13 protein-coding genes are annotated in these 14557 nt (G+C 29.2%); 7 read left to right on the top strand and 6 right to left on the bottom strand.

All coding sequences use genetic code 11. The features are described from left to right. Positions 1–449 precede the first annotated feature (449 nt). The 7 genes from EAG11_RS17985 to EAG11_RS17965 all read left to right on the top strand — a co-directional run bounded on the left by EAG11_RS17985 (position 450) and on the right by EAG11_RS17965 (position 8457). Positions 450–839: a hypothetical protein gene (locus EAG11_RS17985; RefSeq protein ID WP_129540388.1), complete on the top strand. Its 390-nt coding sequence runs from the start codon at positions 450–452 to the stop codon at positions 837–839. A 1479-nt stretch (positions 840–2318) separates the two neighbouring features. Next, complete coding sequence (locus tag EAG11_RS17980) at positions 2319–3461, top strand: HlyD family secretion protein (protein WP_129540387.1); 1143 nt, start codon at positions 2319–2321, stop codon at positions 3459–3461. 1 nt (position 3462) lies between these two features. Further along, a complete protein-coding gene (locus tag EAG11_RS17975) occupies positions 3463–5613 on the top strand; it encodes a peptidase domain-containing ABC transporter (RefSeq protein ID WP_129540386.1) in 2151 nt (716 codons plus the stop codon). Positions 5614–5716: 103 nt separating this feature from the next. Next, positions 5717–5851: a hypothetical protein gene (locus tag EAG11_RS22665; protein WP_256387068.1), complete on the top strand. Its 135-nt coding sequence runs from the start codon at positions 5717–5719 to the stop codon at positions 5849–5851. 35 nt (positions 5852–5886) lie between these two features. After that, the gene (locus tag EAG11_RS21845) at positions 5887–6030 is read left to right on the top strand and encodes a hypothetical protein (protein ID WP_164998729.1); all 144 of its coding nucleotides are present in this window, start codon (positions 5887–5889) and stop codon (positions 6028–6030) included. A 233-nt stretch (positions 6031–6263) separates the two neighbouring features. After that, complete coding sequence (locus tag EAG11_RS22935) at positions 6264–6929, top strand: type II CAAX prenyl endopeptidase Rce1 family protein (protein ID WP_129540385.1); 666 nt, start codon at positions 6264–6266, stop codon at positions 6927–6929. 892 nt (positions 6930–7821) lie between these two features. Further along, positions 7822–8457, top strand: a complete 636-nt coding sequence (locus EAG11_RS17965) for an ABC transporter ATP-binding protein (protein ID WP_129540384.1) — start codon at positions 7822–7824, stop codon at positions 8455–8457. 668 nt (positions 8458–9125) lie between these two features. Here the strand turns inward: EAG11_RS17965 and atpG are convergent. The 6 genes from atpG to atpE all read right to left on the bottom strand — a co-directional run bounded on the left by atpG (position 9126) and on the right by atpE (position 14541). Next, the gene (atpG, locus tag EAG11_RS17960; protein WP_129540383.1) at positions 9126–9986 is read right to left on the bottom strand and encodes an ATP synthase F1 subunit gamma; all 861 of its coding nucleotides are present in this window, start codon (positions 9984–9986) and stop codon (positions 9126–9128) included. 91 nt (positions 9987–10077) lie between these two features. Further along, positions 10078–11655, bottom strand: coding sequence for a F0F1 ATP synthase subunit alpha (gene atpA / locus EAG11_RS17955; RefSeq protein ID WP_129540382.1), 1578 nt, complete (start codon positions 11653–11655; stop codon positions 10078–10080). Positions 11656–11683: 28 nt separating this feature from the next. After that, on the bottom strand, positions 11684–13213 hold the full coding sequence (locus EAG11_RS17950) for a hypothetical protein (RefSeq protein WP_129540381.1): 1530 nt from the start codon (positions 13211–13213) through the stop codon (positions 11684–11686). A gap of 9 nt (positions 13214–13222) precedes the next feature. Continuing rightward, the gene (atpH, locus tag EAG11_RS17945) at positions 13223–13759 is read right to left on the bottom strand and encodes an ATP synthase F1 subunit delta (protein WP_129540380.1); all 537 of its coding nucleotides are present in this window, start codon (positions 13757–13759) and stop codon (positions 13223–13225) included. 4 nt (positions 13760–13763) lie between these two features. Further along, a complete protein-coding gene (locus EAG11_RS17940; RefSeq protein WP_129540379.1) occupies positions 13764–14255 on the bottom strand; it encodes a F0F1 ATP synthase subunit B in 492 nt (163 codons plus the stop codon). 82 nt (positions 14256–14337) lie between these two features. After that, the gene (gene atpE, locus EAG11_RS17935; RefSeq protein WP_039113322.1) at positions 14338–14541 is read right to left on the bottom strand and encodes an ATP synthase F0 subunit C; all 204 of its coding nucleotides are present in this window, start codon (positions 14539–14541) and stop codon (positions 14338–14340) included. Between the last annotated feature and the right edge of the window lie 16 nt (positions 14542–14557).

The raw sequence follows: 14557 nt of genomic DNA, 5'->3' as shown, positions 1-14557 counted from the left end.
ATCGTTATCTTTTTTATCTATTTACTTTATTGGTGATAAAATAGTTAACATTAACATCTACAGCTTTTGTACTTGGATAAAAATAGTACCCATCATTTTTATAAATATCTTTTTTATATATGCGTCAAAGATTCATTAATGGAGGCTATAAATAAGAAATATTTTAAAACTTTTTTTTACCTGCTTACGATATCATTTGGACTGATACACATTGTTAATTTTTATAAAATTGTACCTTCAAATTTACTGTATCTTACTCCTATATTTGTCTTACCACAAATAGCATTATCCTTTTTCACAGCATATATTAGAATGAAAAATGGTTTTATTTGGGGTTTCCTTTTACATTTTTTATATAATTTGCCAATTACTCTATTTTATCTTTTGAAGACCTAAAAATGAATTCATTTTTACCGATACAAGAAATATCTTAATTATAAAAACACATAATGCAAACGAATAAAGACTTAATTCTCAGAAACATTAAGAAATTTTCAGACTTTTTAATGGCATTGACAAAGCAAAAACCATCAGAAATAGAAAATATTGTTGACTATATAGATGAATTCAACTTAAAAACTTTTAATCATTCTACACAATCCCTTTTAGAAAAAGAATCTTCTGAAATATTAGAAATAATTGGAAGCACAAATTTGGATAATATTAAAGATTTTGCAGATTTATTATTTTTTAGATTTTCACTCGAGAAAGATACATCAATACGATTACAACAATCTAAAAAAGTACTTGAATTATATCAGTTTTATGAAAAGATGTCTTTAATATATTCATTTGAAATTCAATCAAAAATTAATATATTAAAGAAAGAATCCAATTGATTACCTCTTACGAAGTCTTTCAATATTCTAAAAAACAGCAAAATATTAAGTAAATTGCGACATAAAAAACTGGCAATAAATTTTAGAAAAAATCTACTCATGTAGTTCGCTGAAATTAAGATAGAAATCTCACCTTTAGTTAGCAAAACTATATCTCGAAATAAAATAATATTCGAGGTGTATCATTATTAAAATTTAAAATAACCAAAAAACATCGTACAATCCAAAAATTAATCTTTAATGAACTTATCAAAAAACTTTTATCTTGTTTTAAGTCTGTTATTCTCAATAAGCTTCTTTTATTCATTATTTGATACACGTGACACACATGAATTATTCTTTTGGGATGTCAATAAATGGATTTATAGAGGCTGTCGATTGTTAATTGCACTTGTATTTATCAAATTGTATTTTGATAAAAAAAAGAACGAAAAAAATTAACTTATTTAAACCCTTAATGTTGCATCAAATGAAAAAAATTAGAATCGCGCTTTACGTAATTACTATTCTCTATGGATTGTCAATTGTATTTTTTCATATAGACTTTATATACAAAAAACCTATTCTTTACTTTCTTATAGTTGCCCTACTAATTTTTGATTTAATTATTCCAAATTTTAGAAATAAATCTAATCCTGAGAAATAAATTGATGGAAATTTAAAATAAATAATGCTAAAAATTATGGAAAAGAAATCGTCAATATCAACTCTTTTTTTGGAACAAAGGAAAAAAATCTAATAAAGGCTATCTACGTATGCATAATAATTGTCTCATTTATCTATTTTATGGGAACATTATGCGGAAAAGCGTATTATAATTATACGCATTAAATTTTAAAGCTCTTTAATCTTAAAAGAGATCTACCAAATTATTAAAATTTTATTTATGGAGTCATCAACATTATTAAAGCGAATTCGAATTGTAATCTTGTTATCCTTATTTCTTTATTTATTAGGATATGCTTTAGGTTCTTTTTTAAAATAAATGATTTTTATATATTTTAAAAGGAGGATACCTAGGCGGCCTCTTATTACATAGAAAAAGAAAATAATGTCTGCATTGAACGACTTTTGTTTAAAAACAAGTTGCAATCAAATAAAAATTGGAATATTATTTTATTTACCGTAGTTTTTAATTTACTACTATCACTCCCTCTTATTTACAACTTTCGATTAAAGATATCCCCGATCTTTTCGTGTTTTTGAAGCTAAATGAAACAACCATCTCATTTTCTTAAGGCAATATCCCAATAATCTTATCTGTTTTAAAACCTATTAGATGTAAACTATTACAACTCTATCCCTTAATTGATATACAATACTATTTGCAAGTTCAATTGTATTATAATTCCTGAAAACAATATCGGGATTCCCGAATATCGATAACGACCATTTGCTTTCAACACATTGTTTTCCATAGTTTTGACAAAAGAAAATAAGACTATTTTTTAGATAAAATCAACTAAATAAATTTAAATCATGAACTTCAGTTCAGATCCAATAAACACCCTCGAAAATCTTATTGCAAAAAACAAGACAAAGAACATATCCATATACCTGGCTCTTGTTTTGGCAATTATTGTTTTCTTGGCTTTATTACCAATAATTAAAGTAGACATTAGTAGTCAGAGTCGTGGTATTATCCGTAGTACTACCGATAATGTTCCTGTTTCAACTATAGTAAGTGGCCGTGTGACCTGGTTGTCACTTAAAAACAATGCTATTGTACAAAAGGGCGATACTCTTATAAAAATCTCCAAGCAAAATCTGGAAAGTGATAAAAAAACACAAGACAGCTTATCAAGCTCTGTTTCGGCATTACTAAAAGATATTTCCTGTCTGTTGCAAAATAAAACGGCTCATATAGCAACATCTACTGCCCGAGAAGATTTATCCAAATTTCAAGCCCGCAAAAATGAATTGCAAAGCAAAGTGGCACAAGCACAAATTAATTTCAACCGAAATAAGAGCTTATACCATAAGGATATTATTGCAAAAGCTGAATTCGAAAAAGATGAATACGAATTTCGTTTTGCTAATCAGGCATTACAAAGCTATATAACTCAGCAAAAATCCACTTGGGAAAATCAAAAAAGAGACTTAGAGGAACGATTAAAAAACTTGAATGGAACTGTTGCCAAAATAAATACCGAATCGACTAATTATATTGTTTTAGCGCCTATTTCTGGAACTGTAGAGAGTTTTTCGGGTATCCAAGTCGGTTCTTACATAAATACCTCACAAGCTATCGCATCAATTTCGGCAGCAGATCATCTTATTGTCGAAAGCAATGTTTCCCCAAATGATATTGGCCTTATAAAAAAAAGCCAGAAAGTAAAATTTCAGTTGGATGCCTTTAATTACAATCAATGGGGTTTATTAGAAGGAAAAGTAATTGATATTGATCGAAATATCACCATGCAAGGAGAACAAGCCTTTTTTAAAGTACGAAGTGCACTAAATTCTTCAACGATGCAGTTACAATCGGGTTATAAAACAAATGTTTCAAAAGGAATGACACTCACTACACGATACATCATTACCAGAAGAAGTTTATTCGATTTATTATTCGATAAAGTAGATGATTGGCTTAATCCTAAACAATTAGAAAGTAGTAATTAATATGAGTTCAATAAAAATAAAACAACATGATATTAAAGATTGTGGTGCGGCTTGTCTGGCTTCTATTGGAAACCATTTCAAAGTTAATCTCCCTATAGCGAGAATCCGCCAATATGCCAATACCGATAAACGAGGCACCAATGTGCTAGGGATTATTGAAGCTGCGGAAAAAATGGGTTTTACCGCCAAAGGAGTCAAAGGCGGAATAGATTCTTTGGATAAAATCCCACTTCCGGCCATTGCTCATATAATTACAAAAGAACAATTGCATCATTATGTGGTGATCTATAAAGTTGAAAAATCAAGGGTTACTGTTATGGATCCAGGCTTTGGAAAAATGGCAGCCTATACTTTTGAAGACTTTCAAAAAATATGGTCTGGAGTATTAATTCTTTTTGCTCCGAATGATGACTTTAAAGTGTATAATGAAAAAACCTCTCCTGTAACACGGTTTTGGCATTTGGTACAACCGCATAAAACTATTTTAATTCAAGCCCTCGTTGGTGCAATACTGTTTACCGTTTTGGGATTAGCAATGTCTATTTACATCCAAAAAATAACCGATTATGTATTGGTTGATGGGAATAGAAATTTACTCAATTTATTAAGCATATCAATGCTTGCAATTATAATACTGCAGGCCTATATTGGTTCCAAAAAAAGCATCTTTGTAATGAAAACCGGGCAACTAATTGATGCTAAGCTAATACTCGGTTATTATAAACATTTGCTCCATTTGCCACAACGTTTCTTCGACACTATGCAAATAGGAGAAATTACTTCCCGAATAAATGATGCTGTAAAAATTCGTTCATTTATAAATGAAGTAGCAATTGAGATGATTGTAAACGTTTTTATTGTTATCTTTTCCTTTGCGTTGATGTTTACTTATTATTGGAAACTGGCTTTGGTAATCCTACTCGTAATTCCTTTTTATGCAGCAATCTATTTTGTTCTGAATAAATTCAATAAAAAAGTAGAACGAAACATTATGGAAAATGCCGCCGAACTGCAAACCCAACTAGTCGAAAGCATCACTCACATAAGAACCGTAAAAGAATTTGGAATCGAAGAATATTCCAATTTAAAAACCGAAAACAAATTTGTAAAACTATTGTTTACGGGTTATAAATCTGGTCTAAATGGGATTTTTGCAAATACATCTACCCAATTTTTGGCTTCGGGATTCACCGTTATTTTAATGTGGATTGGCTCAGGGTATGTAATTGACAGAGCAATCACTCCTGGAGAATTGTTTTCTTTTTATGCCTTAATCGGTTATTTTACTTCTCCTGTTGCTTCTTTAATTGGGATGAACAAAACTGCACAAAATGCATTGATTGCAGCTGATAGACTTTTCGAAATAATGGACTTAGAGCGGGAAGAAACAGAAAACAAGGTAGAGCTTCAAAGAGAAAATATAGGAAATATAAAATTCGAGAACGTCTCCTTTCGTTATGGTTCACGAGTTGAAGTCTTTAAAAATTTCAATGCAGTATTCAAAAAAAATGAAACAACTGCTATTGTTGGTGAAAGCGGAAGTGGTAAAACTACATTAATCTCTTTGTTGCAAAATTTATATCCTATAAAAGAAGGTAAAATTTACATCGGCGAATATGATACACAATTTATCCATCATCAAAGTTTAAGGAATTACGTTGGAGTAGTTCCTCAACAACTCAATTTATTTTCAGGAAATATTATCGAAAATATTGCTTTAGGTGATTCTTTTCCAAATATTCAACGTGTTTTGCATTTATCTAAAGAACTTGGAATAACAGAATTTGTAGAAAAATTGCCTAATGGTTTTGAAACTCAAATAGGAGAAAATGGCACTATGCTTTCAGGTGGTCAAAAACAACGAATTGCAATTGCAAGAGCTTTATACAAAGATCCGGAGATTCTATTAATGGATGAAGCAACATCATCACTAGATACGAATTCTGAAAGAATAGTAAAAGAAGTAATCGATAATTTTAAATTACAAGGGAAAACAGTTATTGTTATCGCCCATCGATTAAGTACAATTGCTAATGCTAACACAATTTTGGTAATGAAAAATGGTTCTATCATCGAATCAGGAAATCATATCGATTTATTAAATCAAAAAGGAGAATATTTTGATCTATGGAATAAACAGGGATTGTTATAATATTTAAATCAATTAAAATGTTTTACAGTTTTTATTTACAAAATATTTTACATTTATCATAAATAGACCTATATTTAAACTTTTGCTATCTTAAAATATATAAATGATGAAAAACGAAAACAATCTTACAAACATCAATACTTATGCTAAAATAGTTCTATCAGCTATTATATTATGGGCATTTGTATATTATGTCGGTTATCTAGTAGGGAAAGCCTTCTATAACTTCTCAAATTAACAACACTTTAAACTACAAACTAATTAAACTAAAATATGAAAAAGTATATCGATAAAATGGAGCTTTATGCAAAAGAAAAAACTATTAGTTTCATGACAATGGTATTATCTATATCGCTTATTTTAATGTTTATTGGTTATCTATTGGGTCGATTTGCATATCTATTGATGGCAAATTAATTTATTACTAATTATAAAGCAAAATTACTACTGTTTAATAAGATTCGTAATTTCTATCAAGCTCTATACTTTTTAGGATATGCAATTGATTATTTTTTAAAAATAGATAAACCTTAACATTAATTCTAACATAAATTATCTTTCTTTTATTGGAAAGAAAGATAACTATTGGTCTATTCTGATATTTAACAAAATATGTAAAAATTTGATTTTACAAATAACAAAACCATAAAATGTTTAATCTATTAAAAAAAGATGTTAGATATCTCTTTACTTCTCCCAATTCCATACAATATGTTGGATTACGTGGTAATCTAAAATTGATTCTTTACTACTATTTTATCAGTATCTTATTTATATTGTCCTCATCAGTATTTTTTGGGATCTTAAAACATTTCTTTATTAATCAACCTCATATCGTAATACCGAAAAATATAACATTTTTAAAAGTTGCGATTGTAGCTCCAATAATGGAAGAAATTTTATTCCGATTAGTAATAAGAGTAAACAAATCTAATATCATTTTATTTGTTGTTTTTTTGATAGTTTCTCTTTTGTATGAAACATATATTTTAACAACTACAGCTTATTATATATTCATTGGAGGTTTTTCATTATTCCTTATTTCTAAAAAGTTTAATCATAAAATAAATAGTTCGTTTGAAAAAAATAATTCTCTACCTTTTTTAATTTATTTTTCATGCCTACTTTTTGGATTATTCCATTTATCAAATTTTAAAGACATAGATATAACCAATATTACAGTAATAACCTATTTGATTTCAAAAATTTTAGACGGTTTTGTTTTTATACTTTTAAGATTAAAATTTGGCATAATTGCATCAATCTTATTGCATATATTTATAAATTCACTTGCATATATACTGATTTCATATTAACACATGATAAAAATATTAAAGTATTTAATTGTAATACGATTTAGAAAAATCCTACCAAAGGATGATTATCTGGCCATTGGTTTACTCCTACTATTTTATGCAGTTATCATTTATTTTTTAAATCAATTATTTCCAAAGTACAGTTATTACTTTTTAATAACGACTTTGGAACTGGCATTTTACCACCAAAACAGAAAAGATATTGAGTTATTAAAAGTCAATAAAAACTATCGTCTATTATTGTTCTTAGAATATCTAATTTATAGCTCCCCATTTATATTCATTTATGTAATAAACCAAAGATGGGACATACTTATAATTCATTTTGTAATACTTTATTTCTTGATTCTAATAAGTAAAATAGGAGTCAAAATTATCAAATACCCTTTCAGGTTATTTGATCCTTTCTGGCATATTAGTTTTAGAAAAAATAAGCTCATTCTTTTTATCCCTTTGATTATCTTCTTAAACGTAATGGGAAACCAATATCATAATGATAATCTAAATACAGCAAGCTTATTTTTAGTCTCCTTTATAGCCTGCCTTGCTTCTTTTAATAGAGAGGATTTAATTTATATCAAAATGAGTTCATTTGATTCTAAAAAATATCTTATAAAACAGATTCAAACTACATTCTATAACACCTTAATAATAACCAGCGCTATCATTTTATGTTTTTTAATATTCAAAAAATGGGATTTATTGCTATTTATTCCACTCGTTTTTGTGTTACCCATAATAAATTTACTTTTTAAGTATAGCTTTTTTTCAAATGGATTATTGCAACAGCTATTTTTAGCATTGTTTATTATAAATATTCCTATTGGATTGCCTTTTTTAATCTTACCCTATTTGTATTATAAGTCTATAAAAACCATAAACAATTTGAAATATGTTACAGATTAATATCTTGAAGAAAGCATTTGGAAGTAAAACTGTTTTGCAAGATATTAATCTTTCAATCTCAAAAAATGGAATTTACGGTGTAGTTGGGAAAAATGGGGAAGGAAAAACAACATTATTTAAAATCATTACATCACTTATAGATTTTAATGGAACAATATCCTTCCATAATTCACCTATAAAACATAACGAAATAGCTTTTTTTCCTACTGAAGTACCCATATATGAAGAACTAACTGCAACTGAGTTTTCAGATTTTTATAAAGAATTACTAAATCTTAAAATTGAAAATAAATCAAATTTGTTTGATGTCGTACAAGATAAACTCATCAAGACGTTTTCTACTGGAATGAAAAAAAAGGCCTACATGAATGCGGTATTCCAAAAAGAATATCAAATTTATATTTTTGATGAACCTTTTAATGGTCTTGATTTAGAGTCTAATTATTTGTTGATGAATTACATTAGAGAATTGTCAAAAGACAGCATTGTTTTTATCTCTTCACATATCCTGGAAATTCTATATAAAGATTGTGATAAAATTTTTCTAGTAAAGAATACTGCTATTAGAGAATTTGAAAAACAACAATTCATAAAAATAGAAGAAGAACTTTTCATAAAATAAGTTTGTTTCTCTAAAGCATCAAAATTATTCACAAAAAAGAGCCAACAATTACTTGTCGGCTCTTTATATATCCTTTTAATTTTTCTTATCCTTTCAAAGCTTCGCAATTTTGAAGATTTGAAAAATTAAAAATTTTTCTTATCCTTTCAAAGCTTCGCGATTTTAAAGATTTGAAAAATTAAAAATTTTTCTTATCCTTTCAAAGCTTCGCGATTTTGAAGATTTGAAAAATTAAAAATTTTTCTTATCCTTTCAAAGCTTCGCAATTTTGAAGATTTGAAAAATTAAAAATTTTTCTTATCCTTTCAAAGCTTCGCAATTTTGAAGATTTGAAAAATTAAAAATTTTTCTTATCCTTTCAAAGCTTCGCAATTTTGAAGATTTGAAAAATTAAAAATTTTTCTTATCCTTTCAAAGCTTCGCAATTTTGAAGATTTGAAAAATTAAAAATTTTTCTTATCCTTTCAAAGCTTCGCAATTTTGAAGATTTGAAAAATTAAAAATTTTTCTTATCCTTTCAAAGCTTCGCAATTTTGAAGATTTGAAAAATTAAAAATTTTTCTTATCCTTTCAAAGCTTCGCAATTTTGAAGATTTGAAAAATTAAAAATTTTTCTTATCCTTTCAAAGCTTCGCAATTTTGAAGATTTGAAAAATTAAAAATTTTTCTTATCCTTTCAAAGCTTCCGCTCCACCAACGATTTCTAAGATTTCGTTTGTAATAGCAGCTTGACGTGCTTTATTGTAAGTTAATTTCAATTGATTTCTCAACTCAGTAGCATTATCAGTTGCTTTGTGCATTGCAGTCATACGAGCACCATGCTCTGAAGCAAATGAATCACGAATACCTTTGTATAATTGTGTTTTTAATGATTTAGGAATCAAAGTTAACACGATTTCTTCTTTTGAAGGTTCAAAGATATAATCTCCTGTTGAAACAGGCACATCTGATTTAATTGGAGCTAATGGTAAAAACTGTTCTACTTGAACAATTTGAGTAGCAGCGTTTTTAAATTGATTGTAAATCAATTCAATTCTATCATACTCTCCTGACAAGAATTTCTCAGTTAAATTATCAGCAATAGCCGCAACATTATCAAAAGTCAAATGGTCAAAAATTGCATTATGATGACCGTGAACTTTATGAGTTTTACCTAAAACGTCGTTTCCTTTTTTACCTATTGGAAAAATATCAACTTGTTTTCCAGCGTAGAATTCAGTACGTGCTTTTGCTTCCTTTATTACATTAGTATTAAATGCTCCACATAAACCTCTGTTTGAAGTTATTGCAACAAGTAATACTTTTTTCACTTCACGTTGTGTAGTAAAATCTCCTCCAACATCACCATCTAGTGTTGCTGAAAGGTTTTGTAATAATTCCGTTAATTTCTCGGCATAAGGACGCATCGCTGTGATTGCATCTTGTGCTTTCTTAAGCTTTGCTGCAGAAACCATTTTCATTGCCGATGTAATCTGCATCGTAGATGAAACGGAAGTAATTCTATTACGGATTTCCTTTAAATTTGCCATTTTTTCTAATTAGAAAATTTGATAATCAGTCAACTAGATAATTAAAAAAACACTTTGATTCTTCTAATTATCTAATTGCCTAATTGTCTTATTAGTTATATTTTGCTGAAATTTCTTTTGCTACTTTTTCGATAACATCTGTAATGTTGTCATCTAACTTACCAGCTTTAAGTGCATTAAGAGTATCTTTATGCTTGCTGTTAAGGTATGCTAAGAAATCAGCTTCAAATTCTTTTACTTTATTCACAGGAACACTTCTTAATAAGTTTTTAGAACCTGCATAAATAATAGCTACTTGGTTTTCAACTGTATAAGGATCATTTAAACCTTGTTTCAAGATTTCAACGTTTCTTTTTCCTTTTTCAATTACGTTTAAAGTAACTGCATCAAGATCAGAACCAAATTTAGCAAACGCTTCCAATTCACGGAATTGTGCTTGATCTAATTTTAAAGTACCTGATACTTTTTTCATTGATTTAATTTGTGCATTACCTCCAACACGAGATACTGAGATACCTACGTTAATAGCAGGACGTACTCCAGAGTTGAACAAATCTCCATCAAGGAAAATTTGACCATCTGTAATCGAGATTACGTTTGTTGGGATATATGCAGAAACGTCACCAGCTTGAGTTTCGATAATTGGTAAAGCAGTTAATGAACCACCTCCTTTTACGATTGACTTAATAGAATCTGGTAAATCGTTCATGTTTTTAGCAATTCCATTATCTGCAATTACTTTACAAGCACGCTCTAATAATCTACTGTGTAAGTAGAAAACGTCTCCAGGATATGCCTCACGTCCTGGTGGTCTTCTTAATAAAAGAGAAACCTCACGGTAAGCAACAGCTTGTTTAGATAAATCATCATACACAATAAGTGCTGGACGACCTGAATCTCTAAAATATTCTCCAATTGCAGCACCTGCAAAAGGAGCATAAACTTGCATTGGAGCTGGATCAGAAGCATTTGCTGCAACAATAACTGTATAAGCCATTGCACCTTTTTCTTCTAACATTTTAGCAATTCCTGCTACAGTTGAAGCTTTTTGTCCAATTGCAACATATATACAAAATACAGGTTTTCCTGCATCGTAAAATTCTTTTTGGTTTAAGATAGTATCCAAACAAACAGTAGATTTTCCTGTTTGACGGTCACCAATTACAAGCTCACGTTGTCCACGTCCAACTGGAATCATAGCATCAACAGCTTTAATACCTGTTTGTAATGGTTCTGTTACTGGCTGACGGAAGATAACTCCTGGTGCTTTTCTTTCTAAAGGCATTTCGTATAAAGTTCCACCAATTGGTCCTTTTCCATCAATTGGAAAACCAAGGGTATTCACTACACGTCCTACCATTTGCTCACCTACTTTAAGAGAAGCAATACGTTGTGTTCTTTTTGCAGTTGATCCTTCTTTGATTCCTGTTGATGGTCCTAAAAGTACAACACCAACATTATCTTCTTCAAGATTCAATACAATAGCTTCAAGTCCGTTTTCAAATTCAACTAACTCACCGTATTGTACATTTGATAGCCCATAAATACGAGCAATACCATCTCCAACTTGAAGTACTGTTCCTACTTCTTCTAGCGTAGCACCAGATTCAAAACCTTCTACTTGCTTTCTTAATATTGCTGAAATTTCAGCAGGTTTGATTTCCGCCATAATTATTTTTTTTACCTACTTTTATTTTTTATTTAAAATTAGAATATAAATCACTTAGATTTTTTAAGCCTTCTAAATTGCTGTAATCAATTTTTTCTAAATCATTACTATCAATAGAAGCACCTACATATTCTTTTAACTTACTTAAGAATTTATCTTCTTTACCCTTTTTTACCAAAACTTGAAATCCTTTTTCCTGTGTTGGAATTTTAATTACATAACTGTTTGAAGGTAAATCTTGATAAATACTCATTTTATCTGTTGATTCTACTTCTTTAAAATATTTCCAAGAAGCTGAAGCTAAAGACATTCCAGCTAATGCACCTAAATCTAGAGCAGTATTATCTTTTGGAGCAATAGTTTCAATTTTTACTAAAAGAGCTTTAAATTTTGTTTCTGTATTATCGTCATTAACAATACTAAACATCACATTTTCTTTTGCTTTGTAATTATAGATTCTAAAATTACCTTTTTCATTTTTAGCACTAACCTTTAAACCTTTTCCGTCACCAGTAGCATCTAAATCAATCATTCCACTACTACTTGATTTTGGAGTGATATTTTCAAAATCAATAGAAAGCAAACCTTCTAACTTTACACCTTTATTATCAATTACATATCCTTTTTGATCATAAATGTTACATGAGTTTAATTTTGCTTCATTTGTTTTAGCAATTTTATCATCGTGTCTAGCACTTAAAAGTACTTCTGCTTCACTTAATGTCATATACTTTTGACCGTTTAAATAGGTCTTATCAACTAACTCTTTAATAAAGCTTTTAGTCGAATTTACATCATTAGCTACAAACTTTACAGATGGTACATAAGTAAATGTAGTATTTGATTCAGTTAAAGCAACTACAAATTTTCCACCTCTTTCTACAGCTTTTACAAGAACTCTTCCACTCAAAGATGATATATCAACATTTAAAACAGGTGTTGGAGAATTGTTTTGCTTCATAGAGATGTCATATTTAGCAACAACTTTAGACATAAATTCTTTACGCTCTGCATCATTGTACTTTGGTGTAAAAGCATCCTCTGGAACAAATCCTGAAAAAATTAATTTTTCAGTAGAATGAACTTGGTAATTAAGTGCTGAAAGTTGTTTTTCATCAACTTTACCAGCTTCTTTCAATTTATCAACTTCTGCAGTAATACTTGGACGCTCTTCAGCAAAAAAAGTATCAAGATTCTCTAATCCATTTGCTGTAAATACATTGTATTTTTTTGCAAGAAGTTCAGCGATTGCTTTTTTATAATTTAAAGTAAATGATAATAATTCAAAATTTACTTCTGTTTTTTTAGAACCATCTAAATTGGTTACAACAAGCCAACTTTTAGAATTTTGAGCATCAATTTTATGTGTTTTCAAATTAGCAATAATACCATTTGAATCATTTAATGAAGTATACGTAAACTGTGTACCTGTTTTATCTTTTTCAACTTTTACAATAGCAGTACCGTCGAAAAATATTTGATTTTTATCTTCTTTGATTTTTTGACCGAAAGAAACAAAAGATGTACAGAAAACAAATAAAATTATAAAATTCTTCATAAATAAAATTTAATTTTGGGCTAACTCTCTTTTTAAAACTTGTAATCTGTTTGCAACAGAAGCATTATATTGCTTATCACCTATTCTTAAAATAAATCCTCCAATAATTGAAGCATCTACATTATTTACGATTGTAATTTTCTTATCTGAGAATGTTGCAATTTTAGCTAAAACTTTAGCTTCTAAAGCTGCATCCATAGGAATTGCTGTAGTAACCGTAGCAACTTCAACTCCATTATTTTCATCAAATAATTTAACATATTCTAGAGCAATTGCTTCTAGAATTTCGAATCTTTTATTTTCAAACAATAAACGGAACAACCCTTTGGTTACACCATTTACAGCTGCGAAAACTTCTAAAAGAGCACTTTCTTTAACTTCAACTTTTATAGTTGGACTTTGAATGAATGTACTCAATTCTTCATTTACTTCAATTGTTGAAGCAATTGATTTCATATCGTTATTAACAGCTTCGGCAACACCTTTAGAGTTTGCTAAGTCTAGAATTGCTTTTGCATAACGAATTGCTGCTCTTGTACTTGCCATAATATTAGTTTAGCTTTACGTCACCTAACATTTTCTCAACTAATTTAGTTTGAGATTCTTTGTTAGATAATTCATCCTTCAATAATTTTTCAGCAATGTTTAATGATAAAGTTGAAACTTGAGATTTCAATTCAGCCATAGCTGCATTCTTTTCATTTTCGATAGCCGCTTTAGCTTGGGCAATTAATTTTTGTCCTTGCTCTTGTGCTTCATTTTTAGATTCAGCTATAATTTGCTCTTTCATTTCGCGAGCTTCTTTTAACATCGCGTCACGTTCAGCACGAGCTTCTTTTAAGATACGCTCGTTATCAGCAGTTAAATTTTGCATTTCTCTTCGAGCTGCTTCTGCAGCTGCTAATGCATTATTTATAGATTCTTCACGGCTTTTTACTGCACCTAATATAGGTTTCCAAGCAAATTTTGCCATAAGAATGAAGAAAACAATAAAGATAGTTGTTGTCCAAAAAATTAAACTTTCTGGTGAAGTTAATTGCATAACATTATATATTTAAAATTTGTTTGTCTTTTTTTAAAAAAACTTCCTGAAGCCAACCGCTACAGGAAGTTTTAGATTTTAATTATGCGTTTGTAATTAACGCAACAACTACTGCAAAAAGTGCAACACCTTCAATAAGTGCAGCAGCAATAATCATAGCAGTCTGGATTTTTCCAGCAGCTTCTGGTTGACGAGCAATAGCGTCCATTGCAGATCCACCAATTTTTCCAATTCCAAGACCTGCACCAATTACAGCTAATCCAGCTCCGATTCCAGCTAATACCATAATAATAAATTTATAT

It is taken from the genome of Flavobacterium sp. 140616W15 (assembly GCF_003668995.1).
Taxonomy (GTDB): Bacteria; Bacteroidota; Bacteroidia; order Flavobacteriales; family Flavobacteriaceae; genus Flavobacterium.
The sequence above is the reverse complement of the archived record's forward strand: the minus strand, read 5'-3'. Positions and strand labels throughout refer to the sequence as shown.